Source organism: Mesorhizobium sp. ORS 3428 (assembly GCF_001854785.1).
GTDB lineage: Bacteria > Pseudomonadota > Alphaproteobacteria > Rhizobiales > Rhizobiaceae > Mesorhizobium.
Map to the genome: position 1 here is coordinate 1 of NZ_MDFL01000057.1, position 26,222 is coordinate 26,222.

Here is a 26,222-nt window from a genome sequence, read left to right on the forward strand (position 1 = left end):
TCGGTGCCGGCCGCCGTGATCGTCGGTGCATCGTTGGTGCCGGTGATGGTCACCGTCACCGTCTGGGTCACCGTTCCGCCATGACCGTCGTCAATCTTGACGTCGTACTTCTGCACCAGCGTCTGGCCCGCCGCCAGGTAATCGATGGCGCTGTCGGCGACCGAGAAGCTCCAGTTCACCGTGCCGGCGCCGGTGCCGGTGGAATCGGTGGCGATCGTCGGGCTGAAGGTGCCGACATAGCCGCTGGCTTGCGCCACCGCCGAGACCGTGTGGGTGTCGGTGAGATCGACATCGGCAAAGCTGATCGTGCCCGAGGTCTGCTCCGTTCCGGCCTCGCCGCCGGTGCCCTGCACGCCCTTATCCTCGGTGACGACGCCGTTGGTGTGGGCACTGATCGTTGGCCCGTCGTTGGTGCCGGTGAACTGAATATATGCCGTGGTCCAGCTCAGGGTGCCGTTGCCGAGCTGAATGGCATAGGTCAGCTTGTCGGTTAGAACCTGCCMCGCCCCAAGCGCCTGAATTTGCGCGTCGATATCCGCCTTGTTGTAGTGGATTGTGCCATCCGTGCTGATCCAGATCCGTGCGCCGAGATAGCTCGTGTCAGCGGTGGCGACAGGCACAGCGAGTGCGGCACCATCACTTGAATAGGTAGCGTCACGAATGAGCAGGTCCGCCGGCGCGGGTGTTTTCGTTGCTGTCGACGTACTTATCGCGTTGTCGATCGAGTAGAGTTGCTTGGCCGCCCCGCCCAAATCATTCGCCATTACATTCAGGACAAGGACACCATTTACATCTTCCGAAAAGAAGAAGAGGTCACTCTGCGCCTGCGGTGTGTTGGAGAAGGAAACCGTTGTGCCGCCGGCACCGGAGATTTGCGAAGTGGTCATTTCTCTACCCCTGTGGGCAGACGCTCGCGGCGTCCGCCCTTTGGCCGTCCGAGACGGCTGCCTACCCCATGCCGAAAAGCTCGGCGCCCAGTCCAGCGAGGAGAGGAAATGACCAGAATGCCATGCAACCAGGCGCAATCCGACGGCCCGTCCCGTGAACGGCCAGGCCAAAATGGCGGTTCACGGATAGGCGGCGGCCCATGGTGATGGCGGCGACGGCTGTTGAAGCCGCGCTGCGTTCCCCTACCCCAGTAGCGCCGTCACTCGTTGTTGCCGACCTGGAGACGATTCACGCTACCCTAATATTAGGATATTATTAACTCTATCGCGCCGTCAACGTCCGGTTCGATGAATAGTTAATGACAAAACGCGTACTTGTACGCGTTCGTGGATAAACTGCATTGATTGCTATTGAAGTCCAAGCCAACAAGGATCGGCTTCAGGTCGAGCGAATCTGACGGGGCCGATCGCTCAAACCGCCGCCTTGCCGGGCTCGCCGCCGTGCACCGCAACTGCCTTCTCGACGGCACGTTTCAGCTCGTCCTTGATCTCCGCCGTCTCGGCCATCAGGKCCTCGATCTTCAGAAAGTCGAGCACGCGGTATTTCGAGACGGCCGGCCGGATGAGGATGTCCGGAGGGTGCTGCCTCAGCTTGTTGGCGGTGATCGACTGCATCATCAGCTGCGTGGCGCCATACATCAGGTCGACCGTGGTCGGATGCTTCCGCTCAAGGTCGCTCGGCGCCCCCACCACGTCGATGGCGATGACGATATCGGCGTCCTGCTCGACGAGGTCGAAGGGCACCGGGTTGTAGATGCCGCCGTCGATCAGCACGCGGCCGTCGCGCGTCACCGGGCGGAACACCGCCGGAATGGCGGCCGAGGCCGCCAGCGCCGACTGCAAGTCGCCCTCGGTGAACACCGCGAGCTTATGGCCGAAATAGTCGGTCGCCGTCACCTTGAGCGGTATCTTCAGCTCCTCAAAGGTGACCGGGATGGCGTCGGGCAGGAAGGCCTTGAGGATGCGCTCGACATTGAACTGGCCGACGCGGATGCCGCCCTGCATGGCCTCCGCGATCGTGCCCGGCCGCGAGCGCCACATGCGCGCGGCGACCTCGGCGCGGCTGCCGAGGACCGAGCGGGCATAGGCATGGATCTCCGCCCCCCGCATGCCCGAGGCCATGCCGGCGCCCATGATGGCGCCGATGGAAGAGCCGGCGATCGCCACCGGCCTGATGCCGAGCTCGTCCAGCGCCTCGATGGCGTGGATATGCGCAAGTCCGCGCGCGCCGCCGCCGCCGAAGGCAACCGCGAAGCTCGGGCTCATCCCTTGTGTGCTCCGGCCAGCTGCACCAGGGGCGGGCCGATCACCATCACCGCCGGATCGGCCGACAGAAGCTTTCTCGCCTCCGCCTTGACGTCTGCCAGCGTCACCGCGTTGATCAGCGCGGCGCGGCGCTTGATATAGTCGATGCCGAGATTGTCGAGCTGCAGCTCGACCAGCGTCGCGGCAATGGACGTGGAGGAGTCCAGATTGTTGATGGCATAGGCGCCGATCATGTACTTCTTGGTCGCCTCGAGCTCTTCCTCGGTCKGCCCCTTGTCCGCCATCTCCTTCACAACCTTGCGCACGATCGACAGCGTCTCGGCGGCGCGGTCGGAGCGCGTCGCGGTCGTCACCAGCAGCGCATTCGAGTGCTCGTGATCGACGAGATCGGAACTGACGCCATAGGCAAGACCGCGCTTCTCGCGCACTTCCTCGAAGAGGCGCGAGGTGAAGGTCGAGCCGCCGAGTATCTCGTTCATCAGCACTGCAGCGTAGAAATCCGGCGCGTTGCGCTTCACGCCCGGCCAGGCAAGCTGCAGCGAGGTTTGCGGCAGGTCGTAGTTGACTTCGAGCTGCTGGCCGAGCTTGGGAGCGATATCGGCCACCGGAGCCAGCGTCTGCTTCTGCGGCAGATCGCCGAACACCTCGTCCAGCTTGCCGCGCAGCGTGGCGGAGTCGATATCGCCCACCACCGCCACATGCAGGCCGCCGCGGGCGAAATTCGCCCTGTGGAAGGCCCTGAGGTCGTCGGCGGTGATTGTGGCGAGGCTCTCCTTGGTGCCCTGATCCGGCCGCGCATAGGGATGCCCGCCATAAATCGCGCGCAGCCAGCGCTGCTGCGCGACCGTGTTGGGATCGCGCTCGTTGGCGAGGATGCCGGAGAGCACCTGCGCGCGGATGCGGTCGATCGGCGCCTGGTCGAAGCGCGGTCTGTTGACCGCCAGCTTCAGCAGGCCGAAAGCCTCGTCCTTCTGGTCGGACAGCATGCGCATCGAGCCATAGGTGCCGTCGCGCGCCGCCTCGAAGCTCATCTCGGCGCCGGCATCGTCGAGCTTCAGCTGGAAGGCGTCGCTGTCGAGGTCGCCGGCTCCCTCGTCGAACAGACCGGTCATCAGGTTGACCAGACCTTCCTTGCCGGCGGGGTCCTGCGCGGTGCCGCCGTCGAAGACGAAGCGGATCGCAACCAGCGGGATCGAATGGTCCTCCACCAGCCAGGCGGTGATGCCCTTCTTCGACTTCACCTCCTGGATGTTCATCTCGGCGCGCGCTGCCAGCGCCGGCAGGAGCAGGAAAAACAGGGCAAAGCAAAGGGTGGCGAAGACGCGGTAGAGCCCCCCTTCTCCCCTTGTGGGAGAAGGTGTCGCCGAAGGCGACGGATGAGGGGTGCTGGACGGAGTGCGAGCTTTCAGACCGCCAGCCCCCAGTGCCTGACGAAACAGGCCGCGTTTCTTCCAGCACCCCTGATCCGTCTCGGCGCTACGCGCCGATCCACCTTCTCCCACAAGGGGAGAAGGAAAAGCACTCATCCGTCCGTGAATCACGCTCATCATCAATTCCCCGCCTGTTGCTGCGGCAGGAGATAGCCGGTCGTCGCGTGGTCGAGCACGAGGTAGCGGGCGGCCACCGCCTTCACCTGGGCAGCGGTGACCTTGCGGATGCGGTCCGGCCATTCCTGCACATCCTTCACATTGCCGCCGGTGGCGAGCGTCGAGCCGTACATATTGGCCATGTCCTCCTGCTTGTCGCGGGTGAAAATCATCGAGCGGACATAGCGGGTCTTGGCCCGCTCCAGTTCGTCGTCGGTCACGCCGTCCTTGACGATGCGGGCGATCTCGGCGTCGACAGCCGCCTCGACATCGCTGAGCTTGGCATCGCCGCGCGGCGTGCCATCGACGGTAAAATTGGTGTCGTCGAGCATGGTGCCCTGGAAGAAGGCGCTGGCCTCGGAGGCAATGCCCTGCTTGACCACCAGTTGCTGGTAGAGGCGGCTGTGATTGTCGCCGCCCAGGATCTCGGCCAGCAGGTCAAGCGCTTCGGCCTCGCCGGGCTTCGCGGTATGATAGGATGGTACGACCCATTGCGTGGAAAAGCTCGGCACGGAAACGYGCGCGTCGGTGAGCGTCACCGTGCGCCTCGTGTTCTGCTCCGGCTCGACGGGGCGGATGCGCGGCGGCAGATCCGGCCCCCGCGCGATCTTGCCGTAGGTCCGTTCGGCCATCGCCTTCACCGCGCCGGGATCGACGTCGCCCGCCACCACCAGCACCGCATTGTTCGGCCGGTAGTAATTGTCATAGAAGGCCTTGGCGTCGGTGCGGTTGAGCTGCTTCATCTCCTGCATCCAGCCGATCACGGGAATGCGGTAGGGCTGGTTCTGCCAGAGCGTGGCGTCGACCTCCTCGTCGAGCACCGCCTGCGGATTGCTGTCGATGYGCGAGCGACGCTCCTCGAGGATCACGTCGCGCTCGGTCTTGATGACGTCGTCGGTGAGGATGAGGTTGCGCATGCGGTCGGCCTCGAACTCCATCATCAGTTCGAGCGCCGAGGGCGCCACCGTCTCATGGAAGGCGGTGTAGTCGTAGGAGGTGAAGGCGTTGTTCGAGCCGCCGATGTCGGCCACGGCGCGGTCGAACTCGCCGGCGGCGTGATTGGCTGTCGCCTTGAACATCAGATGCTCGAAGAAGTGGGCGATGCCGGATTTGCCGGGCGGCTCGTCGGCGCTGCCGATCTTGTACCACACCATATGGGTGACGATCGGGGCGCGGTGGTCCGGAATGACGACCACTTCCATGCCGTTGTCGAGCAGGAAATCCTTGACCTCGGCCTGGTCGGCGGCACGCGCCGGAGGCTGCGCCGCGAGCGCCAGCGTGCCGGCAAGGAGTGCTGCGCGCAGCGCTCTGGTGTTCAAAGTCATTAAATGCTCCGATTTCGGTCGCGCGACGATAGAAAGGCTTGTCCGACGAGCCAAAGTGATTTGTTCGTCATTTTCGAGGCGCTTGCGTGGACGGGGGTAGATTGAAATGCGGGAGGGACAGCGCCCCCCTCTGTCCTGCAGGGCAGAGGGGGGCGCGAAGGAACTCGCTCAAACGAGATTTGCCGTTGTGACCTCACCCCACCTCGATAAACCGGATGACCGTATCTCCATAGCCGCGCTCGTCGACCACGGAGAAGTCGRCACCCGGCTCGAACGGTGCAGCGGCAGCCTCCTCGACGACGCAGAGCGCGCCGGGCAGAAGCCAGCCCCCGGCCTTGGCGGAGCGCAGCGCGCGCTCGCCAAGACCCTTGCCATAGGGCGGGTCGGCGAAGATCAGGCCGAAGGGCGAGAGCGTGCCGGCCTCGCCGAGATGGGTGGCGTCGCGGCGGAAGATTTTTGTCCGGCCGGTGAGCCCGAAAGCCTCGACATTCTCGCGGATCAGGCCGCGGCCTTCCGTCGATTCCTCGATGAAGACGCAATAGGAAGCGCCGCGCGACAGCGCCTCCAGTCCAAGCGCGCCGGTGCCGGCGAAGAGATCGAGGACGCGGGCGCCCTCGAGCTTTTGCGCGTAGCGATGCGCCAAAACATTGAACACCGCCTCACGGGTGCGATCGGTGGTCGGGCGGATGGCATTCGAACGGGGCGTCGCCAGCGGACGCCCGCGGAACTCACCGCCGACGATCCGCATTGCCGCCCCTCTTCGGACCACGCGACCTGTCGCCGCCATCGCCGCCCTCGGGGCGCTCACCGCGCGGCTTGCCGTAAGGCTTCGCGCCAGGCTTGCCCTGTGGCTTGGCGCCGGGTTTGTACGATGCCTTGCGAGCCTTTGCCTCGGCGGCCTTGGCGGCGTCGGCCTCGGCCCTGCCCTTGCCGATGGGGCGCGCCCCGGGCGCCATCCAGACATTGGCCTTGCGCTGGCCCGGCGGCTCGATCGGCCGCGGTTCGCCTTTCTTGCCGCCCGGCTTGCCGCCGAAGCCGCCGCGTTCGGACTTGCCGAAGCCGCGCTCGGATTTTGGCCCGCGCTCGCCGAAGGTCCTTTCCGGCCGCGTGGAAAGCTTGCTCAATGSCTCGTCGCGGCTTTCTTCGCGGCGCTTGCGGGCCTTGATCAGCCCGCCTTCGCCGATCGGCCGACGATCGCCCTCGCGCGTGAATTTCGGCCGTTGTTCCTCATCGCGGCGCGGGTCACTGCGCCGCACCGGCCTGTTGGAGAACGGCTTCTGGATCTCGGCGTCGAAATTGGCGCCGGACTCCTCGATCAGCCGCTCGCCGAGCTGCTCGCGCAGCGTGCGGCCCTTGATCTCCAGCACATGGCCTTCGGGCAGGTCGTTGAGCTGGAACGGCCCGTAGGAGATGCGGATGRGGCGCGTCACCTCAAGGCCGAGCGCGCCGAGGATGTTCTTCACCTCGCGGTTCTTGCCTTCGCGCAGTCCGATCGTCAGCCAGGCATTGGTGCCCTGCTCGCGATCGAGCGAGGCCTCGACCGAGCCATAGAAGACGCCGTCGACGGCGATGCCGTCGCGCAAGGCGGCCAGCGCACTGTCTTCCACCTTGCCGTGGACGCGCACGCGGTAGCGCCTCAACCAGCCGGTCGCCGGCAGTTCGAGCACCCGCGACAGCCCGCCGTCGTTGGTGAGCAGCAGCAGGCCTTCCGTGTTGATGTCGAGGCGGCCGACGGTCATCAGCCGCGGCAGGTCGGCCGGCAGGACGTCGAAGACGGTCTTGCGGCCTTCCGGATCGCGGTTGGTGGTGACGACGCCCGCCGGCTTGTGGAACAGAAACAGCCGCGTGCGCTCGATCGGCGGGATTTCCGTACCGTCGAGATGGATGACGTCGTCGGGCATGACGTTGAAGGCCGGCGACGACAGCACCTTGCCGTTGACCTTGACGCGGCCGGCGGCGATCAGTTCCTCGGCGTCGCGCCGCGAGGCGATGCCGGCGCGCGCCAGCCGCTTGGCGATGCGTTCGCCGGCTTCCGGTGCCGCCTCCGATGGGCGCTGGCGCGGTTTGAAGCCGCCTTCGGGCTTCTCCGCAACGCGGTCGCGGGGCGGACGGTCGCCGAAGTCACGCTTCGGGCGTTCCGCAAATTCGCCCTCGTCACGCTTTGGCCGATCGGCGACGTCGCGTTTGGGGCGATCGCCGAATTCGCGCTTGGGGCGGTCGAAACGCCGTTCGCCGCGCTCGCCTTCGGCGGCCATCGGGTGGTCGCCGCGCGGTGCATAGGGCTTGCGCCCTTCGCGCTTCTCGAAGGGCTTTCCCTCACGCGGCGGACCTTTGCGGAAGGGCCTGTCGCCGTGTTCGGCACCCTCGCCCATCTCGCGCGGCTTGTAGCTGCGCTTGAAATCGCGCCGCTCGCCCTCGGCCGCCGCCGGCCGGTCGCCGCGCGGTCCGAACGACTTGCGCTGTCCTTCACGCTTCTCGAACGGCTTGCCCTCCGGGCGCGGCCCCTTGCGGAATGGCCTGTCGCCGCGCTCGGCGCCTTCAGCCATCTCGCGCGGCTTGTAGCTGCGCTTGAAATCGCGCGCGGGGCGCTCACCATCCGCAGCCATCGGCCGGTCGCGCTTGGCGAACGGCTTCTTGGCGCCGAAGGACCGCTTGCCGGCCTTCTTCGCTGTGTCGTCACGGCCGGTTTTCGGCCCGTTTTTGCCCGGGCCCTTTCGGCGGGGAGGTTTCTTGTCGTTGTCGTCCATGTGGTCTTTGCTCTTTTGGGCGGCTAGATAACAGGATCACCATCAGGTGGCGAGGAGTAATCGGAATGGAAACCGCGTGAAGCGGCCGGATTTCATGGCGCTGGCGCTGAAAGAGGCCGAGGCGGCCGCAAGCCGCGGCGAGGTGCCGGTCGGCGCGGTGATTGCCAACGGCAACACGGTCGTCGCGAAGGCCGGCAACCGCACGCGCGAGCTCGCCGATCCGACCGCGCATGCCGAGATGCTGGCGATCCGCGAGGCCTGCCAAAAGCTCGCCAGCGAGCGGCTAACCGGCCACGATCTCTATGTGACGCTGGAGCCCTGCCCCATGTGTGCCGGCGCCATCTCTTTCGCAAGGCTCCGCCGGCTTTATTTCGGTACCGCCGACGAGAAAGGCGGCGCGGTGGTCAACGGCGTGCGCTTCTTTGCCTCGCCCACCTGCCATCACATACCGGACGTCTATCCCGGGATCGGCGAGAGCGAGGCCGCCCTCATCCTCAAGGGGTTCTTCCGCGAGAAACGGGAGACGTGACCTTACAGGCCCAGCCAGTCGAACCAGCCGCCGCTCTTCTTGCCTTCCGCCTGCGCCTTGAGCCGGCGCTCCTTCTTGTACTCGTCCTCGCCGAGCTCGTTCTGCGGCGCGGTGGCGGCGGGAGCGCGATAGGCGAGCGGCGGCTCGCTCAGATATTTGCGGACATTGGGATTGCCCTGCTTGCTCTCGGCGAGGCGGCGCTGGATCTCGGCGGTACGGGTCGCGCTGGAATCGTCCGGCGACCAGCGCGGCGGATGGCTGGAGGCCGAATCGGCCATCGCCTTCTTCACCGCCGCCGGATCGGTCTGCACGTCCTCGACGGCCTCCGGCTGGTAGTTCGGGTCGTTCTGGTGGGCGGTGGCGTCGGCGCGGATGCGGGCGCGGCGCTGCTCCGGCGATTCGGGCCAGTTGGCGCTCGCCGTCTCGATGCTCTGCTGCGGCTGCGGCAGGGTCGGCTTCTGTCCCGGCGCCGGCTTCACCAGATCGGGGCGCGGCTTGTAGTCGATCGGATCGCGATGTTTCGGGGTGATCGAGATGGCCCCGGAAACGTCGTCCGCAAGCTGCTCGGCGGCGGTCTTGTCGGTTCCGTAGGTCGGAGAGCCGACGCAGCCGGACATGGCGATGGCCGATACCACGAGCGGCGCCAGCAGCGCGGCGCGCGCAAAAGTTCTTTCGGTCATGCCATAAAGTCCCACTTTAGCTGCCTCTGGTCGCCACCGGCCAACGGCGCGGTCCCCGTCAATCCCGCACTTGCGATGGAATTCCGGCGAGAATTTGTCTGCCGGAGTGTCGCGTGTTTACCTCAAGCGCCGGTCAAGGGCAACGCGCAGGCGGATTTGCGCCGCCCGGCGTGGCATTTCTGCACCGGCTTATAAACAGGATCCTACAAACGCCCGAGCGCCCTGAGCTCATGCAGCACCGCGGCGTCGCGAGCCGAGACATCCGGAAACTCCGGGTCCTGCCCGACATCGGCGGTGTAGCGCCAGGAGCGCGCGCATTTGGTGAGGCCGCGGTCCTCGGCCTTTTCCACGACCACGCCGACACCCTTGACGTCGTCGAGGGTGAAGGCGCCCTCCGGTTGCTTGCCGTGCTTGATGACAAGGTCGCTGGTGATCGCCATCTCGGCCATGTCGACATCGGCGATCGCGGCTTCGAGCGCGGCATCGTCGATCGTGACCACCGGAACGGCTTCCAGCGACGAACCGATCAGCTTGTCGGCGCGCGCGATCTCCAGCGCGCCGGTGACGACGCGGCGCACCTGGCGGACCTTGCGCCAGTTCTCGGCCAGCGCCTCGTTGCGCCAGTTTTTCGGAATGGCCGGGAACTGGTCGAGATGCAGCGAGCTGGCCTCGGGGTGACGGTCGAGCCAGGCCTCTTCCATGGTGAAGGGCAGCATCGGTGCCAGCCATTTCACCAGGCATTCGAAGAGATGGCGCACGACCTGTACCGCGGACTTGCGGCGCAGGCTGGAGGGCGCGTCGCAGTAGAGCGCGTCCTTGCGGATGTCGAAATAGAAGGCCGACAGCTCGACCACCATGAAGTCGAGCAGCGCCCGGGTGATGCGCTTGAACTCGAAGGCGTCGTAGCCCTGGCGCACCACCTCGTCGAGCTCGGACAGCCGGTGCAGCATCAGCCGCTCCAGCTCCGGCATCTGGTCCAGCGGCACGTCCTCGCCCTCGTCATGGGCGAGCGTGCCCAGCATCCAGCGGATGGTGTTCCTCAGCTTGCGGTAAGCGTCGATATTGGTCTGCAGCACATTCTTGCCGAGCCGCTGGTCTTCCCAATAATCGGTCGTCACCACCCAGAGCCTGAGGATGTYGGCGCCGGACTGCTTGATGACATCCTGCGRCACGACGGTGTTGCCGAGCGACTTCGACATCTTGCGGCCTTCCTCATCCATGGTGAAGCCATGGGTGATGACCGTGTCGTAGGGCGCCCGGCCCCTGGTGCCGCAGCTTTCGAGCAGCGAGGAATGGAACCAGCCGCGATGCTGGTCGGAGCCTTCGAGATAGACGTCGGCCGGCCATTTGAGGTCGGGGCGATCCTCCAGCGTGAAGACATGCGTCGAGCCGGAATCGAACCAGACGTCCAGGATGTCCCTCACCTGGTGCCATTTCGAGGCGTCGTGGCTGCCGAGGAAACGCTCCTTGGCGCCGGGCGCGAACCAGGCGTCGGCGCCTTCCTTCTCGAAGGCGTCCATGATGCGCTGGTTGACGGCCTCGTCCTTCAGCACGTTGCCGTGCTCGTCGGCGAAGACGGCGATCGGCACGCCCCAGGCGCGCTGGCGCGACAGCACCCAGTCGGGGCGCTCCTCGATCATGGCGCGGATACGGTTCTGGCCTGCCCCTGGCACGAAACGCGTGTCGTCGATCGCCTTCAGCGCCCGGCTGCGCAGCGTCGTGCCGTCGCCGAGATCCTTGTCCATGTAGACGAACCATTGCGGCGTGTTGCGGAAGATGACCGGCTTCTTCGAGCGCCAGGAATGCGGATAGCTGTGCTTCAGCCGGCCGCGCGCGAAGAGCGCGTTGCGCTTGATCAACTCGTCGATGACCGCCTGGTTGGCGTTGCCCTTCTTGCCGTTGTCGTCGATGACGCGGGCGGCGCCGCCCTCGCGGTCCGGGCCGAAGCCCGGCGCGTCCTTGGTGAAGAAGCCGGCATCGTCGACCGGGAACGGGATGGCGGTATCGACGCCGCGCTTGAGCAGCTCGGCGACCGCATCCATCCAGGCGTCGAAGTCCTCGCGGCCGTGGCTCGGCGCGGTGTGGACGAAGCCGGTGCCGGCATCGTCGGTGACATGCTCGCCGGCGATCATCGGCACGGGGAATTCATAGCCGCCGCCCAGCCCCCTGAACGGATGCGAAAGCGTAAGGCTTGCAAGCTGTTCGGCCGAGATGCTGTGAAGACGCGTCAACGTCACCTTGGCCTTGGCCGCAGCATCCTCGGCCAGCGCGTCGGCGAAGATCAGCTTTTCCCCGGGCTGCGGGCCGAAAGCGTTCTCGGCCGCGGTGACCTCGTAGAGRCCGTAGGCGACGCGCGGCGAATAGCTGACCGCACGGTTGCCGGGGATGGTCCAGGGCGTGGTCGTCCAGATAACGACATGCGCTTCGACAAGACCGAGCGCGGTCTCGCTCAGCGCCGGCCCGTCGGCGCCGGCCACCGGCTGGGCGAGGCTGGCAACAGGGAACTTCACCCAGATCGTGTCGCTCTCATAGTCCTGATACTCGACCTCGGCCTCGGCGAGCGCGGTGCGCTCGACCACACTCCACATCACCGGCTTCGAGCCGCGATAGAGCTGGCCTGACATGGCGAATTTCAACAGCTCGCCGGCAATCCGCGCCTCGGCGTGGTAGGCCATCGTCGTGTAGGGATTGTGGAAATCGCCGATGACGCCAAGGCGCTGGAACTCGTCGCCCTGCACCTTGATCCAATGGGCGGCGAAGTCGCGGCATTCCTTGCGGAACTCGTTGACCGGCACTTCGTCCTTGTTCTTGCCCTTGGCGCGATACTGCTCCTCGATCTTCCATTCGATCGGCAGGCCGTGGCAGTCCCAGCCCGGAACGTAGTTGGCGTCGTAGCCGCGCATCTGGAAGGAGCGATTGATGACGTCCTTGAGGATCTTGTTCAGCGCGTGGCCGATATGGATGTTGCCGTTGGCATAGGGCGGGCCGTCATGCAGCACGAATTTCTCGCGCCCGGCAGCCTCCTCGCGCAGCTTGCGGTAGAGGTCCATGTCCTGCCAGCGCTTGACCAGAACCGGCTCCTTCTCGGGCAGGCCGGCGCGCATCGGAAAATTGGTCTGCGGCAAATAGAGCGTGCTGGAATAGTCGATCGTTTCAGCAGGCTCGGTCACAGGGGTATCGGTCATTGATCTGCCATCTCAATTGCCCGGCAACCAAACAGCCGGGCGTTCAACTCTTTGCTTTGACGCATATCCTTTTCCAAAGCCGGAGCCCACTTCTGGGCGACATGCGTTGATGTTCTGAAAAGAGCGCGAGGGGATCGCGCAAAACTCCCGGCGGCTCCAGCGGCGCTCAGGCCGGCCGGAACACCGGGCCCGTAATTCGTATCGCGATCGCGAAAAGGCGCGAAAAGCTCATCATGGCGAGGCTTTTAGCGGATGCTGCGGCAGGAATAAAGCGCGGATTTCAAGGCGAAGCGCTGGTCTTTGGCCCTACATCGAGAAATCGAACCGGTAAGCGGTCGAGACGCCGAAGGTCCACTGGTTGCGGTCGCCGCGCTCCTTGACCAGGCTGGAATCGGCCGCCGGTCCCATCAGGCTAGAATATTCGCCGAACAGGCTCGCCGTCATCGGCTCCGTCACCTTCCAGGTGATCGCGCCGCCGAGGCCCGTCGACTTCAGCCCGCCTCCGGGATGGTATTCGCTCAGGCCCGAAGCCGCAGCCTCCCTGGCATTGACGCCGTAATAGGCGTCGAAATAGCCGGAAGAGGCGAAGGACACGCGCGGGCCGCCGGCGATGCGGACGGTCGGCGTGACGTCGTAGAAGGCGTCCGCGGYGATGTCGGCGACGAAGCCATCATGGGCGCGGATGCCGTGCCTCAGTTCGCCCCGCGCGCGCATCCATTCGAAGGGATAGAATTCGAAGAAGCCGCCGGCCTCGCCGCCCCAGCGCACCGGGTCGAGGCCTTTCAACTCGTCCTTGCTGTCGCGCGCGAAGAGGAACTTGCCGGTCAGGCCGGCGCGCACGCTGCCGTCGTCGATCAGCGCCAACGAGATGTTGTCGTTGCGCGAGGCGAAGCGCGCCTCCGGCCCGGCCTTGCCGAGCGAGATGATGGGCTGGGCGCTCAGCATATACTTCTTGCCACCCTCGAAATTCGGGGCGACCAGCCCGGTGGCGCCAAGGGTCAGGTACCAGTCGCCGGAAATCCAACTCCCCTCGCCCGCCTGGGCGGCGGACGCGGCCATCAGGCCAGAGGCGAGAACCAGCGGAATCGTCCCGACAATACGCATTGTCAACCCTTACGCGAAACTGGCCGGCAGGAACACCCGGCAGCGCCCAAGCCATGGAGCCAGTTCGGTAAAATTTGACTTAAAATCTGTAATGTCGCGCCGGCTGCCGGGCAGCCTTCAGCAGGCGGCGGCGCTTCGCGCTCGCTGGACGGTCAAGGCCATCGGGATTACCTTGTCTTACCGCGCGTCTGGCGGCGAATGCTGGAGGAGATGGGACCATGACCTTTCAAGGTAACGCCCTGGACGACGCGATCGGACGCACGCGCGACAAATGGGGATGGTTCGTGGCGCTTGGCGTGCTGCTTTTGATTTTCGGCGGCATCGCCTTCGGCAACCTGTTCATTGCCACCGTTGCCTCGGTCTATGTCGTCGGCTTGATGATGCTGATCGCAGGCGTCATCGAGATCCTTCACGCCTTCGGCGTCAAGACCTGGGGACGCTTCATCTACTGGCTGGCGAGCGGCCTGCTATACGCCATTGCCGGCTTCTTCGCCTTCGACAATCCGCTGCTCGCCTCGGCGGTGCTCACCCTGCTGCTCGCGATCGCACTCGTTGCTTCCGGGGTGCTGCGGGCCTGGGTCGCCTACCATCACCGGCCGGAGCAAGGCTGGGGATGGCTGCTCGCGGCCGCCATCATCACCATCCTGCTGGGCCTGATCATCGCCATGGGCTGGCCGGTCAACAGCCTGTGGGTGCTCGGCATGTTCCTGGCCGTCGACCTGATCTTCCAGGGCTGGAGTTTTATCACCATCGGACTGGCGCTGAAGCGGTAGGCTGCGGTCAGAAACAGATCGCGGCGTCCAGCTCCGACAGCGGGCGCACGCCTGCGAGCAGCGCCCTCGCCTCGGCCTCGTCGCGCTTCATCTGCGCCACCAGCGCGTCGAGCCCGTCGAATTTGAGCTCGGGACGCAGGAAGCCGAAGAAGGAGACCTCGCAGGTCTCGCCGTAGAGATCGTCGGAGAAGTCGAAGACATAGGTTTCAAGCAGCGGCGCACCGTTGTCGTCGACGGTGGGGCGGCGGCCGAAGCTGGCGACGCCGTCATAGAGCGTGCCGTCGGCGCGGCGGAAGCGGACGGCATAAATCCCTTCCTTCAGAGTGGCTTCCGGCGAAAGCCTCATGTTGGCGGTCGGGAAGCCCAGCGAGCGGCCGAGCCGCTGGCCGCCGATCACCTCGCACTCGACGGTGAAGCGGTAGCCGAGCAGGCCGGCGGCCTCCTCCACCTTGCCCTCGCAAAGCAGGGCGCGGATGCGGCTCGACGAGACCACCTCGGCGCCCTCGTCGCGGAAGGCGTCGACCAGGGTAACGCCGAAGCCGTGGCGCTCGCCGGCCGCCATCAGGAAGGCCGGCCCGCCCTGGCGGTCCTTGCCGAAATGGAAGTCGAAGCCGGTGACGGCATGGGAGATGCCGAGCTTGTGCTGCAGCACGTCGGTGACGAAAGTTTCGGCCGAGAGCGAGGCGAAATCGCGCGTGAAGCGCTGCTCGACCATCGCGGCGAAGCCGAGCTTGGCGAGCAGCCTGGCCTTCATCGGCGGCGGCGTCAGCACGAAAAGCGGCACGTCGGGCCTGAACACCTTGCGCGGGTGCGGATCGAAGGTGAGCACGAGCGCCGGCACATTGCTGCGGCCGGCCTCGGCCAGCGCCCGCTCCAGCACGGAGAGATGACCGCGATGGACGCCGTCGAAATTGCCGATCGCCACGACGCCGCCGCGCAGATGGGCAGGCAACGGCGCAACGGCCGAAATGCGTTCGAAAGCTTGCGTCATATCGAGGCGCCCATCATGGCCCGGCTTCCCGCCTATTGCAGCCGCGGGATGACGGCGACCGGCAGGTAGCCGTGCTTTGCGAAGAATCCCGCAAGCCTTTCGGGATCGGGCTGCAGCGGGTCGCCGTAATCGCGGGCATGGATGCCGCCCGAGACATAGAGCACGTCGAAGCCGTTGTCGGCGGCGCCCTTGACGTCGGTCWTCATGCCGTCGCCGATTGCCAAAACAGCCGAGCGTTCGACCGGATGGCCGAGCAGGCCGGCGACTTCCTTCATGGCGACGTTGTAGATCGGCGCGAAAGGCTTGCCGGCAATCAGCGTGYGGCCGCCGAGTTGCGCATACTCGCGCGCCAGCGCGCCGGCACACCAGATGATGCGTTCGCCGCGCTCGACCAGAATATCGGGGTTGGCGCAGATGAACGGCAGATTGCGCGCGCGCAAGCGCTGGAGCAGCGCCGCATAGTCCTCAGGCTTCTCCACCTCGTCGTCATAGAGCCCGGTGCAGACGATGCCGGAGGCTTCGAACTCCTCGACGAGGTCGACGTCGAGGCCGTCATAAAGTGTGAGGTCGCGTTCCGGCCCGATGTGGAAGATCTTCCGCGGACCCTCGGCGATCAGGTCGCGCGTGACGTCGCCGGAGGTGACGACGCGGTCGTACGCATCGGYGGGCACGCCGATCGCATTCATCTGCGCAACGACGTCGCCGCTGCGGCGCGGCGAGTTGGTGATCAGCACCACCGGGACCTTTGCCGCGCGCGCCCGGGCCAGCGCCTCGGCGGCAACGGGAAAATGCCATTCGCCATTGTGCACCACGCCCCACACGTCGCACAGAATGGCCGCGTAGCTGCCCGTCAAGTCAGTGAGCGAAGCGATGATGTCGGGCGAATCCGCCATGCCGTTTTTCCCGATCCTGGTCTCTGGCAAAACCGTGACAGCCATCCTTCAGTCAGAGGCCGCCACGGCGGGTCCCGCATAACCGAAGCGCTTCATCCTGTCACCAGCTTTCCCCATCGCCGGCCGGACCGACGGCGAGGCGCGGCGCGCCAGCCGTCGGCGCCACAGGGTTAACGAAGCGTCAAAAGGCGATGCGCCCTTGGTTGTTTCACGCAACCTAAAATTTAACGAATTGCGACAATGGTGCCAGTCCGGTTACGACCATAGTCTTACATCAACATGGGATCTTTGGCGGGGGTAAGCGCAATGATCCGAAATTTGCTACGCGACAGGCGGGGCAACTATGCCCTTTTGACAGCCATCACCATGATACCCGTGATGGGCGGTGTGGCACTGGCGGTCGACTATACCGAGCTGGTGCGGCAGAGGCAGGAAACGCTGAACGCGCTCGACGCTGCCGGCATCGCAACGGCGCAGCAGATCGTCGCCGGCGCGAGCGACGATGCGGCGAAGGCCTCCGCCAAGGATTTCTTCGAGGCAAATCTCAGGCACGTGCTGCCGGCCAACACCGCGCTGACGGTCACCCTGCCCAACAACAATGCCGGCGGCGGCACGCTGAAAATGYAGGCGACGCTGACCTACCATCCCCACTTCCTGCCGGCGGCCGCGATGCTGCTGGGCAACACCGCAGGCTCGACCGATGTCAACATCGTCGCTACCTCCGAGGTCCGACTGAAGAACACTCTCGAAGTGGCCCTCGTGCTCGACAATTCCGGATCGATGAGCACCAACGGCTCGGGGACGGGCCAACAGCGGATTGAGCTGCTAAAGACTGCCGCGACCGAACTGGTGAATATGTTGGCGCAGCAGGCCGGCCAGATGAGACAGATCAGCAAGCCGGTGCAATTCTCGCTGGTGCCGTTCTCCGCCTCCGTCAATGTCGGCCCGGCCAACAAGGACAAACCCTGGATGGATCGGGACGGCATTTCGCCGATCCATCACGAGGATTTCGACTGGTCGCAGATGTACAAGAACGCGGCCGGCTACGATCCCAACAAATATATCGAGAACGTCGGCGGCGTTTACTACAAGCGCGGCAGCGGCTGGGGCACAGGCCAAAACACCAAGGCGACGCGCTTCAGCCTCTACGAGGACATCACGGCCACGACCCGGACCTGCTCGAAGAAAAGCAGCAGCGGCTCATGCCAGACCTATAGCTACACGACTGGCCCTTATGCGGCCTGGAAAGGCTGCGTGGAGGCAAGGCCTTATCCCTATAATGTCGATGACACCACGCCGACGACAGGCACGCCCGCCACGCTGTTCGTGCCGATGTTCGCACCGGACGAAGCAGGCAATCTGTGGACGGACGGCACGCGCACCAGCACAACATCCTGGGGCTACAGCAACAACTGGTGGATCGATTCCGACGACGGGCTCTCCGTGGCCAGGCGTCAGGCGGACATGCGCAAGTATTTCCTCACCAAGCCGTACAACGCCTCGACCGTATCGGCGGACGACGGCCCCAATGCCGGTTGCACGACCAGCCCGATCACACCGTTGCAGGATGTGACGACAACCACCGGCAAGCAGACAATCATCAATGCCATAAATGCGATGGTGCCTACCGGAAACACCAACGTGCCGGAGGGGCTCGCATGGGGCTGGAGGACCTTGTCCAGCAACGAACCATTCACCGAGGGCCGGGACAACAGCGAAAGAGGCAACGACAAGGTCGTCATCGTGCTGACCGACGGTGCCAACACTTACAGCGCCGTGAACGACGGCAGCTATGCCAAGAACCGATCGACCTATGCCGCCTACGGATACACCGGCCTGACATATCCGGGGTCGGGCACGGTCACCCGGCTGTTCATGAACACGAGTTCGGCCGTCGGCAAAAGCACCTATACGGACGCCAACTACACCGCCGCGCTCGACGAGCAGATGCAAACGCTATGTGCCAACGCCAAGGCCAACAACATCATCGTCATGACCGTCTCGCTTGACCTCAGCAAGCAGAAGACAGCCGAAAGGAAGGCAATCGCGGCGCTTACGGCCTGCGCCTCGGACTCGCGCTTCCGCCGGGACCCGACCGATCCGAGCAAGCCGGCGAAACTGTTCTGGAACTCGACCGGCGCCACGCTGTCGGACGACTTCAAGGCGATCGGCAACGAATTGTCGAACCTGCGCATCGTTGGGTGACTCACGAAGCGAGGTCGCCTGCCTCTGTCCTGCCGGGCATCTCCCCCACTTGAAGGGAGAGTGGCAGCTTCGTCGGCTGCACCCTTCTGCGACGCTGGCGGTTGGCGAAAGCGGTCGCGACGTCTGATCTCCCCCCTTGCGGGGGAGATATCCGGCAGGACAGAGGGGGGTGTGAAGGAACGCCGGCCCTTGTCGTTTTTCTACCGGTATCCATCCAATTTTGCATGCGATGCGCTGAGAGGCCGGCGGGACGGCGCCCCCCTCTGCCCTGCCGGGCATCTCCCCCACTTGGGGGGAGATTGGCAGCTTCAGCGGTTTCGCCAATTGTCAGCGCTGGCGCAAAAACTCTCGCAATCATGCTCTTGCGGTTGTCCGAGACCCATGATGAGGGTTCCGCGACCGGAGCCCCCCCGATGCCCGACGCCGCCAACCATCTCACCTTCGCGCTGATCTGCCTCGGCATGGTGCTGACGCCGGGGCCGAACATGATCTACCTCATCTCGCGCTCGCTGTCGCAAGGGCCGAAGGCTGGGCTAATCTCGCTCGGCGGCGTGGCGCTGGGCTTCCTGTTCTATGTGCTGTCGGCGGCTTTCGGCATCACGGCGCTGATCTTCGCCGTGCCCTACGCCTATGACGCGCTGCGTACCGCCGGCGCGCTTTACCTGCTGTGGCTCGCCTGGCAGGCGCTGAGGCCAGGCGGACGCTCGCCGTTCCATCTGCGCGAACTGCCGAAGGACAGGCCGCGCAAGCTGTTCGTCATGGGGCTGATGACCAACCTGCTCAATCCGAAAGTGGCGGTGCTCTACCTCTCACTCCTGCCGCAGTTCATCAACCCGGCCAAGGGCCATGTGCTGTCGCAGCTTCTGGTGCTGGGCGTCACGCAGATCTCGATCAGCCTCACCGTCAACGCCATCATCGCGGTGACGGCCGGCACGATCGCCGCCTTCCTTGCCGGACGGCCGTTCTGGCTGGTCGTCCAGCGCTGGATGATGGGCACGGTGCTGACGGCACTCGCCTTGAAAATGGCGACAGAAGCGCAGCGCTGATAACTACATCGGCCGCCGGCGGGCGGGCCGGATCTGCTCCGGCTCCACCACCTTGCGATAGAGATGCCAGGTGGAGTGGCCGAGGATCGGCACGACGACGGCAAGGCCGGCAAACAGCGGGATCGAGCCGATCACCAGAAGCACGGCGACGGTGAGGCCCCAGAGCGCCATCTGCAGCGGATTGGCCATTACCACGCGCGCCGAGGTCTCGATCGCCGAGACGGCGCCGACATCGCGGTCGAGCAGCAGCGGGAAGGCGATGACGGTGGTGGCGAGCACGATTGCGGCAAACACGAAGCCCGCCGCATTGCCGAGCAGAATCAGCGTCCAGCCCCTGCCGGTCGTCAGCACGTCGCGCAGGAACGTGCCCACCGAGGCGGGCGGCTCGGCGCCGAACAGCATCGTGTAGATCGACTGCGCGGTGAACAGCCACAGAAGGAAGAGCGCGAAGAGCAGGACGCCGATGACCGCGATCGAGGGCAGCGCCGGGGAATGCCGCACGTCGAGCGCATGGTGCCAGCGGCTGCTCATGCCAAGCTCGCGCCGGCGGCTGATCTCATAGAGGCCGATCGCCGCGAAGGGGCCGATCAGCGCGAAGCCCGACATCAGCGGATAGACCAGCTGGATGGCGCTTGCGCCCGAGGTCCACCGTGTCAGGATCAGGCCGACGATCGGATAGATCAGGCACAGGAATACATAGTGCGAGGGCTTGGCCCAGAAATCCTCGGCGCCGAGCCTTAGCGCATCCCAGAGATCAGACGTGGTGATGTGGCGCACCGTGGGCTGCACATGCAGTCCCTGCGCGTCCGCCATGACATGAAAACCGGCCATTACCGTCCTCCGTTTGTCAGTGCATGACCCCGAAACCGAGCGGTTTCGGAAAGGAATCATGCTCCAAATCAAAACGGGCGGTCACCGCCTGGGGTGGCCGCCCGAGGGCTGCCACTTCACGAACGCCCTGATCATAGCCGATCTTCCGGGGAATGTCGCCCGCCTACGGCGTGTCCAGCGCGATCACCCGATTTTCACCGTCTGCCCGGCAAAAGCCATGATCGCCGGTATCAGAGGCCGCATGACCAGCCTGACCACCGAATCCCCCAATTTCGACAGACGCACATTGCTCAAAGCCATTGGCCTTGCGGCGCTCGGCGGCATCGCCGCCTGCGGCACCGCCCCGCTGCCGACCGGCGGAGGCGCCGGCGTGTCATCTTCGGCCACCAGCACGCTGGGCACGATCCGCACGTCCGCCGGACTACCGGCGCTGGTTCCGGACGGGCAGCTCGAACAGGCAGCGCTGCAGCAGRCCGGCTACATGGCGGGCCGCGGCCGCATGAGCCACACCACGGGCTGGGGCAAGGATTTCGCCTCGCGCATGAAGGACAATGGCGTTCACGGCGCCGCGGCCGAGAACATCGCCGAGGGGCGCTTCGACCTGCAGAAACTCTTCGACATYTGGATGCATTCGGACGGCCACCGCCGCAACATGCTCGATCCGGACTTCAGCCGCTTCGGGCTGGCCTATATGCGCGACGGCCGCGACCCCAGCCTGCGCTACTGGGCCCTGGTGCTCGGCAGGTAGCGCTTGCGGCGCGGTGCGAGCGCATCACGCTGTGCGCCGGTCGCCAAGCATTTTCTCGATTTCGACAGCGCTGATGGGTTTGCTGAAATGATAACCCTGCATCTCGTCGCAATTGTTCTTGCGCAGGAAGGCCACCTGGTCGTCGGTTTCCACGCCCTCCGCGATGACCCGGAGATTGAGCTTCTGTCCCAGTGAAATCACCGCACTGGCGACCRCCTGATCGTCCTCGTCCACGGCGAGATCGTTGATGAAGGATTTGTCGATCTTCAGTCGCGCCACGGGAAAGGTCTTCAGCGCACTGAGGCTCGAATATCCGGTCCCGAAGTCGTCGATCGAAATTTGAACGCCAAGCGCCTGAAGTTCGTTCATCGTGGCGACCGCCAGATCGATATCCTGCATAATGAGGCTCTCGGTCACCTCGAGCTCGAGATAGCGGGCTTCGAGACCGGAGGCCGTCAATGCGTTGACGACCCGGCTGACAAGGTTCTTCTCCCTGAATTGACGCGCAGACACATTCACGCACACAACGATGGGAGGCAGGCCCGCGTCCTGCCAAGCCTTGTTCTGCCGGCACGCCTCATGCAGCACCCAGTCGCCCAGCTGCACGATCAGGCCGGTTTCCTCGGCGGTTGCAATGAAGGCCGTCGGCGGCACGATGCCCCGTGTCGGGTGCTTCCAGCGGACCAGTGCCTCGACCGCGAAGACGCGTCCCGACCGGAGATCGATCTGCGGCTGATAGAGCAGCACGAATTCCGAGCGGGCCAATGCGTTCTGCAATTCCTCCCGGAGCACGAATTTCTCATGCGCCCTGGTGTTGAACTCGGGAGCATAGAACTGGAAATTGTCGCGGCCGAACTCCTTGGCGCTATACATGGCCGCATCGGCATTGGCCAGGAGCGCGCCAGGGCTGGTTCCGTCCTTAGGGTAATTTGCGACGCCGATGCTGGCTGTGGTCTTCAGGCGATGCTTTCCCAGTTCAATCGGCTCGGCGATCGCCGCCCGGATCTTGCCCACGACCTCGGAGGCGTGATCTACGTTCGTCGGCTGATCCGACAGGACGATCACGAATTCGTCGCCGCCAAGCCGCACGACGGTATCGGTCGGCCTGACGCATTGAACCATCCGCCCGGCGACGGTCTTCAGCAATTCGTCTCCGGCATTGTGGCCGAGCGTATCGTTGACGAGCTTGAAATTGTCGAGGTCGATGAACAGAACCGTTACCCATCGGCCATAACGCTGCGCGTAGAGGATCGACTGTGAAAGACGGTCCTCAAGCAGCGCACGGTTGGGGAGCCCGGTCAGCGCATCGTGGCTTGCCATGAAATGAATCTGCTCTTCGGACCGCTTGCGCTCGATGGCGATCCCGGCGATGTGCGTGGAGAAGTCGATGAGCCTCGTCTCGGCACTCGTCGGCTCGCGCGGCGTCATCGAATACATGGCAAAGACGCCGAGCACGACGCCCTGATGCGAAAGGATCGGCGTCGACCAGCATGAACGGTAGCCGTAAGGCAGCRCCAGATCGCGATAGCCCTCCCAAAGCGGGTCCAGGGTGATGTCGGTGACGAAGACCGGCTCGCGCCGGTAGGCGGCGGTTCCGCATGATCCCACCCTGGGACCGACGGYGATGCCGTCGATGGCGCTCGTGTAATCCTTCGCCAGGCTGGGTGCCGCGCCGTGCCGCAGGCGGCCATTCTTGTCCAGCAACAGCACGGATCCGAATATGCCTTGAAGCTGGGATTCGACCAGGAGCATCAGGTTATCAAGCACGTCTTCGAGCGGCGCGCCCGTCGCTATCATTTCCAGAATGTGCGCCTGCCCGTCACGAAGGACGTCCGCCCGCTTGCGGGCGGTGATGTCGTGGGCGATGCCGACCAAACCAAAAATCTCGCTTTTGGCATTGCGGACCGGAACCTTTGTCGATGCGAACCATTTGCCGGCCCCCGATGCGTCGACGACGAACTCCTCCTCGTCGATCATCGGTTCCCCGCTGCGAAGAACCCTCAGCTCTATGTCGCGAAACCTTTGCGCCATCTCCGGGGCATGGAGATCAAAATCGGTCAGGCCGATCATGTCCGCGGTCTTTTCGCGGCCGCTGTCGGCGGCAAGCGCCTTGTTGGCAACGACAAAGCGGCTTTCGGTATCCTTGACCCACAGATAGTCCGGCACCCAGTCGATCAGTGCCTGCAGCGATATCCGTTCGTCGGCGACCTGTCGCCCCGCGACGAGTTCCGAGATGTCCTCATGCGTGGCCACCCAGCCGCCGTCAGGCATCGGCTGGTGGCGAACCTCGATCGTCCGGCCATCGCCAAGCTTGGCGTTCCATATTCTCGACTCGCCGCCGGTATTCACCGACCGGGCCATTGCCAGATAGGCGTCGGCGGGCAGGATCGACGTGCCGGCAGCGACGCGGCGCGCGACGATTTCGGTGAGCGTCATGCCCGGCCGCAAATCGCCCGGCGCAATGCGGTAGATCTCCGCGTAACGGCGGTTGCACAGTATGAGCCGTTCGTCGACGCCGAAAAAGCAAATGCCTTGAGGAAGGTTGTCGATCACCGTCTCGAACCGCAGCGCCTGACTTTCCAGCGCCATGATCCTGGCGCGAAATTCGCGCTCGAGCGTTTCGTAGGAGGCCGTCGCCAACTTCGCCAGCGTGGCCATTCCGGCCCGCTCAGGCGCTTCGATGGCCCGCCTTGACGATTTGGTGATCAAACAGGCTTACCCTTCGTTTCGATGCCGGGATAAGAGAAAGACAGTCCGCGGCAATTAGAGGCGGGTCAATCTTGACCGTAACATGCTAATGGTAAGTGAACGCCTCGAATGCGGGCAGCAAACGGCGCCGCATGGATAAAAATTGCTGATGTTGTTCTACAGCGCCGTGCGTTCTTTCTGACCTGTAATGCATGCTGCAGCGCTTTGATTTTGTGCGTAGTACCCTCCGGGCCGAAGGCCAGCGAGGCAAAAATCGATGCCGGATCTGGGGCGATGCGCTCGGGCTCCAAGGTCGCGACAGCAGCGGCGAAGCCGCAGCGCATGGAGCGACTCTGAAAGATCACGAAGCGCTTTAGGCGGTATCCCCCTCGCGGTCCCGCCCGTGCGCCCGCCCCTCGATCAGCATGTGTCCGCCCGGACCGGCAGCGGCAAGGGCTACCTTTTCGAGCGGCGCGGACGGATACGAACCGACTTTTTACCAACCGACATCAAAAACACGCTCTAGCGGCTTGAAAACACGCGGCCATCGCCCGCGACTGCAGCCTTTAAGACATTTCTAATTGATGATTGGCTTGATTGGCTGATCTGCTGTGCAACCGCGTCCGGCTGGTTCAGAATGCGCTATCATCGCTGGCGAGAAAACGTCTTTCTTGGTCGGTCGGATTTTCTTTTCTCGAAGGTGCCTCATATCGTTGCCGGCATTTATATGCTGGTCAGCGCGGTATGGATTGCATTCAGTGACAGACTGCTGGTCCGCATTGCCGGAGGCTACAGCCAGTACCAGCACCTCCAGACGTACAAGGGATGGCTCTTCGTTTTTGCTTCGGGACTGGTCATGTTCCAGTTCCTCCAGAACGCATGGAAAGCCATCCTTGCCGCCTACGAGACCGCGCTTGAAAGCGAGRCTCGTCTCGAATTGGCGCTGGCCAGCGCGGATGGCGGCGTCTGGGAACTGAACCTTGCCGAAGGCGAGAAAGCGATTGCTTTTGTCTCTCCGCAGCTTACCGCCAGACTGGGACTCCCGCCGACGCAGCAGCTTACCCTGGACGAATTTCGACGCAGAAGGCATCCCGATGATGTCGATCGGGTTGACCAGACGTTTGAGGATTTCATCAAGTCTGGCAGCCGAGGTTCCTACGAAGATCGCTATAGGGTGCGGGCAAGCGACGGATCTTACCGTTGGGTGCATTCGCGCGGAAAGATCGTCGCCGTCAAGGACGGCATGGCGCAGCGAATGGTCGGCGTTTCCCTTGATATCACGGAACAGATGGAGGCCGCGGAGCGAGTGAGACAGCTGCTGCGCTATGACCCTCTGACCGGTTTGGCAAAGCCGCAGAAATTTCTTTCCGATATCGATGACGGGCTTGCCAGGATGAGCTCCGGCAGCATGGTTGGAATCGTTCAGGCAAAGCTGCTCGACCTCGACAAGCTCATCGGCGAGTCAGAGATTTTGGAGGATGCAAAGATTGTTCGGGCAATCGGCGATCGTCTGCAGGCGCTCTCGGAAGYCGGCTTCACGGCATGCCGCGTTTCGACGGATATTTTCGCTGTCGCCACCCCTGCGCTGAAGACCTTTGAAGCGGTGCAGCACTCCACACGACAGGTTCTGAGCGTCTTTTCGAATCCGTTGCAAGTGGACGACGGAAGCGTGAGAGTTCGTTTCCTGATGGGCGCTGCGGTCTCCCCGCAGGACGGCGACAATGCGCACCTTCTTCTGCGCAATAGTGGCCATGCGCTCGGGCGGGCTGACCGAACCGCCGACGCCGGCATTCGATGGTTCACCGAAGGAATGGACATCGAATCCCGGAAGCGAAACGACCGCCTCCGGGACCTCGCCGGTGCCGTGGCCAACGGTGAGATCGAGTGCCATTTTCAGCCGGTTGTCGATCTTGTGACCGGGCAAACAGCCGGGTTTGAAGCGCTGGCACGCTGGCGCAGGAGAGATGAGGGATTGGTGCCTCCGGACCAGTTTATCGGCGCCGCCGAGGAACTCGGTCTCATATCGGAAATCGGGGAAGACATCCTCAAGCAGGCATGCCGTGCCGCGGCCCAGTGGCATGGAGATTCGGAATCGGCGCCGTTTGTGGCCGTCRATGTCTCACCCATTCAATTGAACGACCCCTCTTTCCCCGCCGTCGTTGCACGCGCTCTTTCGGAAAGTGGACTATCCCCCAGCCGGTTGGAGCTGGAGATCACGGAGAACGCTCTTTCAAGCGAACCCGCATTGGCGGCGCGGCGACTTACGACCCTCAGACGGCTGGGGATTTCGATCGCAATCGACGACTTCGGCACCGGATATTCCTCCCTTGCGCTTTTGAGCAAATTTCCCTTCACCCGGCTGAAGATCGACAGGTCCTTTATCGCCGGCTACGGCCAGCGTCATGAAGCCACGATCATCGTCGACATGATCATTGATCTTTGCCGGCACCTCGATCTGTCGATCACCGCCGAAGGTGTGGAATCGAGCAGGCAAGCCGCGCTGCTGTCCGCCAGAGGCGTTACCCTCGCGCAAGGCTACCGGTTCAGCCGTGCCGTGCCGGTTGCGAACGCGACGGCGCTTCTTCGCAAAAAATGGCCGGTCCAAACCGCGAGTTCAGCGCCCGATCAGGAGCTTCTCGCCCATCAGGGTGRAAACCGACGGTGAGGGTGCTCAAGAG

General features: G+C 64.2%; 20 protein-coding genes. 6 read left to right on the forward strand and 14 right to left on the reverse strand.

The genetic code is table 11. From position 1 onward, the window contains the following. The 6 genes from ORS3428_RS06705 to ORS3428_RS06730 all read right to left on the reverse strand — a co-directional run. On the reverse strand, window positions 1-887 hold an 887-nt coding region (locus ORS3428_RS06705; RefSeq protein ID WP_201788296.1), incomplete at its 3' end, for a VCBS domain-containing protein. Window positions 888-1,358: 471 nt separating this feature from the next. Further along, a complete protein-coding gene (locus ORS3428_RS06710; RefSeq protein ID WP_071095754.1) occupies window positions 1,359-2,213 on the reverse strand; it encodes a patatin-like phospholipase family protein in 855 nt (284 codons plus the stop codon). Next, window positions 2,210-3,469 (reverse strand): M16 family metallopeptidase, encoded by a 1,260-nt coding sequence (locus tag ORS3428_RS06715; protein ID WP_083355026.1) that lies wholly within the window; start codon window positions 3,467-3,469, stop codon window positions 2,210-2,212. The genes ORS3428_RS06710 and ORS3428_RS06715 overlap by 4 nt, the downstream gene beginning before the upstream one ends. A 293-nt stretch (window positions 3,470-3,762) precedes the next feature. Next, window positions 3,763-5,124: a M16 family metallopeptidase gene (locus ORS3428_RS06720; protein ID WP_071095756.1), complete on the reverse strand. Its 1,362-nt coding sequence runs from the start codon at window positions 5,122-5,124 to the stop codon at window positions 3,763-3,765. A 193-nt stretch (window positions 5,125-5,317) separates the two neighbouring features. Then, complete coding sequence (gene rsmD / locus ORS3428_RS06725) at window positions 5,318-5,872, reverse strand: 16S rRNA (guanine(966)-N(2))-methyltransferase RsmD (RefSeq protein WP_071095758.1); 555 nt, start codon at window positions 5,870-5,872, stop codon at window positions 5,318-5,320. Then, window positions 5,853-7,871 carry a pseudouridine synthase gene (locus ORS3428_RS06730; RefSeq protein WP_071095760.1) on the reverse strand — a complete coding sequence of 673 codons (2,019 nt, stop codon included), beginning with the start codon at window positions 7,869-7,871 and terminating at the stop codon, window positions 5,853-5,855. The genes rsmD and ORS3428_RS06730 overlap by 20 nt, the downstream gene beginning before the upstream one ends. Window positions 7,872-7,947: 76 nt before the next feature. Here ORS3428_RS06730 and ORS3428_RS06735 point away from each other — a divergent pair, with 76 nt between their 5' ends. Beyond that, complete coding sequence (locus ORS3428_RS06735) at window positions 7,948-8,400, forward strand: nucleoside deaminase (protein WP_071095762.1); 453 nt, start codon at window positions 7,948-7,950, stop codon at window positions 8,398-8,400. A 2-nt stretch (window positions 8,401-8,402) separates the two neighbouring features. Here the strand turns inward: ORS3428_RS06735 and ORS3428_RS06740 are convergent, their stop codons facing one another. From ORS3428_RS06740 to ORS3428_RS06750, 3 genes are all read right to left on the reverse strand, one after another. Then, a complete protein-coding gene (locus tag ORS3428_RS06740) occupies window positions 8,403-9,080 on the reverse strand; it encodes a hypothetical protein (protein WP_108722995.1) in 678 nt (225 codons plus the stop codon). Window positions 9,081-9,283: 203 nt separating this feature from the next. Next, complete coding sequence (ileS, locus tag ORS3428_RS06745) at window positions 9,284-12,265, reverse strand: isoleucine--tRNA ligase (RefSeq protein WP_071095766.1); 2,982 nt, start codon at window positions 12,263-12,265, stop codon at window positions 9,284-9,286. 306 nt (window positions 12,266-12,571) lie between these two features. Further along, entirely contained in the window at window positions 12,572-13,369 is a 798-nt protein-coding gene (locus ORS3428_RS06750; protein ID WP_071095767.1) for a MipA/OmpV family protein, read from the reverse strand. Between the two features lie 218 nt (window positions 13,370-13,587). Between ORS3428_RS06750 and ORS3428_RS06755 the strand changes: the two genes are divergently transcribed. Continuing rightward, window positions 13,588-14,142: an HdeD family acid-resistance protein gene (locus ORS3428_RS06755; protein WP_071095768.1), complete on the forward strand. Its 555-nt coding sequence runs from the start codon at window positions 13,588-13,590 to the stop codon at window positions 14,140-14,142. A gap of 7 nt (window positions 14,143-14,149) precedes the next feature. Here the strand turns inward: ORS3428_RS06755 and ORS3428_RS06760 are convergent, their stop codons facing one another. Beyond that, a complete protein-coding gene (locus ORS3428_RS06760; RefSeq protein ID WP_071095769.1) occupies window positions 14,150-15,133 on the reverse strand; it encodes a bifunctional riboflavin kinase/FAD synthetase in 984 nt (327 codons plus the stop codon). 32 nt (window positions 15,134-15,165) lie between these two features. Further along, on the reverse strand, window positions 15,166-16,026 hold the full coding sequence (locus tag ORS3428_RS06765; RefSeq protein WP_071095770.1) for a TIGR01459 family HAD-type hydrolase: 861 nt from the start codon (window positions 16,024-16,026) through the stop codon (window positions 15,166-15,168). Window positions 16,027-16,332: 306 nt separating this feature from the next. On the opposite strand from ORS3428_RS06765, the gene ORS3428_RS06770 reads away from it, so the two are divergent. Further along, entirely contained in the window at window positions 16,333-18,231 is a 1,899-nt protein-coding gene (locus ORS3428_RS06770; RefSeq protein WP_071095772.1) for a pilus assembly protein TadG-related protein, read from the forward strand. 413 nt (window positions 18,232-18,644) lie between these two features. Continuing rightward, window positions 18,645-19,277, forward strand: coding sequence for a LysE family translocator (locus ORS3428_RS06775; RefSeq protein ID WP_071095774.1), 633 nt, complete (start codon window positions 18,645-18,647; stop codon window positions 19,275-19,277). A 3-nt stretch (window positions 19,278-19,280) separates the two neighbouring features. Here ORS3428_RS06775 and ORS3428_RS06780 read toward each other — a convergent pair whose 3' ends face one another. After that, window positions 19,281-20,108: a DUF2189 domain-containing protein gene (locus tag ORS3428_RS06780; protein ID WP_071095776.1), complete on the reverse strand. Its 828-nt coding sequence runs from the start codon at window positions 20,106-20,108 to the stop codon at window positions 19,281-19,283. Window positions 20,109-20,349: 241 nt separating this feature from the next. Between ORS3428_RS06780 and ORS3428_RS06785 the strand changes: the two genes are divergently transcribed. Continuing rightward, window positions 20,350-20,856: a CAP domain-containing protein gene (locus ORS3428_RS06785; protein WP_071096068.1), complete on the forward strand. Its 507-nt coding sequence runs from the start codon at window positions 20,350-20,352 to the stop codon at window positions 20,854-20,856. A 24-nt stretch (window positions 20,857-20,880) separates the two neighbouring features. Here the strand turns inward: ORS3428_RS06785 and ORS3428_RS06790 are convergent, their stop codons facing one another. Both ORS3428_RS06790 and ORS3428_RS32950 read right to left on the reverse strand, forming a co-directional pair. After that, entirely contained in the window at window positions 20,881-23,514 is a 2,634-nt protein-coding gene (locus tag ORS3428_RS06790; RefSeq protein WP_244507873.1) for an EAL domain-containing protein, read from the reverse strand. 116 nt (window positions 23,515-23,630) lie between these two features. Then, the gene (locus ORS3428_RS32950) at window positions 23,631-23,888 is read right to left on the reverse strand and encodes a hypothetical protein (protein WP_131802852.1); all 258 of its coding nucleotides are present in this window, start codon (window positions 23,886-23,888) and stop codon (window positions 23,631-23,633) included. A gap of 293 nt (window positions 23,889-24,181) precedes the next feature. Between ORS3428_RS32950 and ORS3428_RS06795 the strand changes: the two genes are divergently transcribed. Continuing rightward, entirely contained in the window at window positions 24,182-26,209 is a 2,028-nt protein-coding gene (locus tag ORS3428_RS06795; protein ID WP_071095780.1) for a putative bifunctional diguanylate cyclase/phosphodiesterase, read from the forward strand. Window positions 26,210-26,222: the final 13 nt, after the last annotated feature.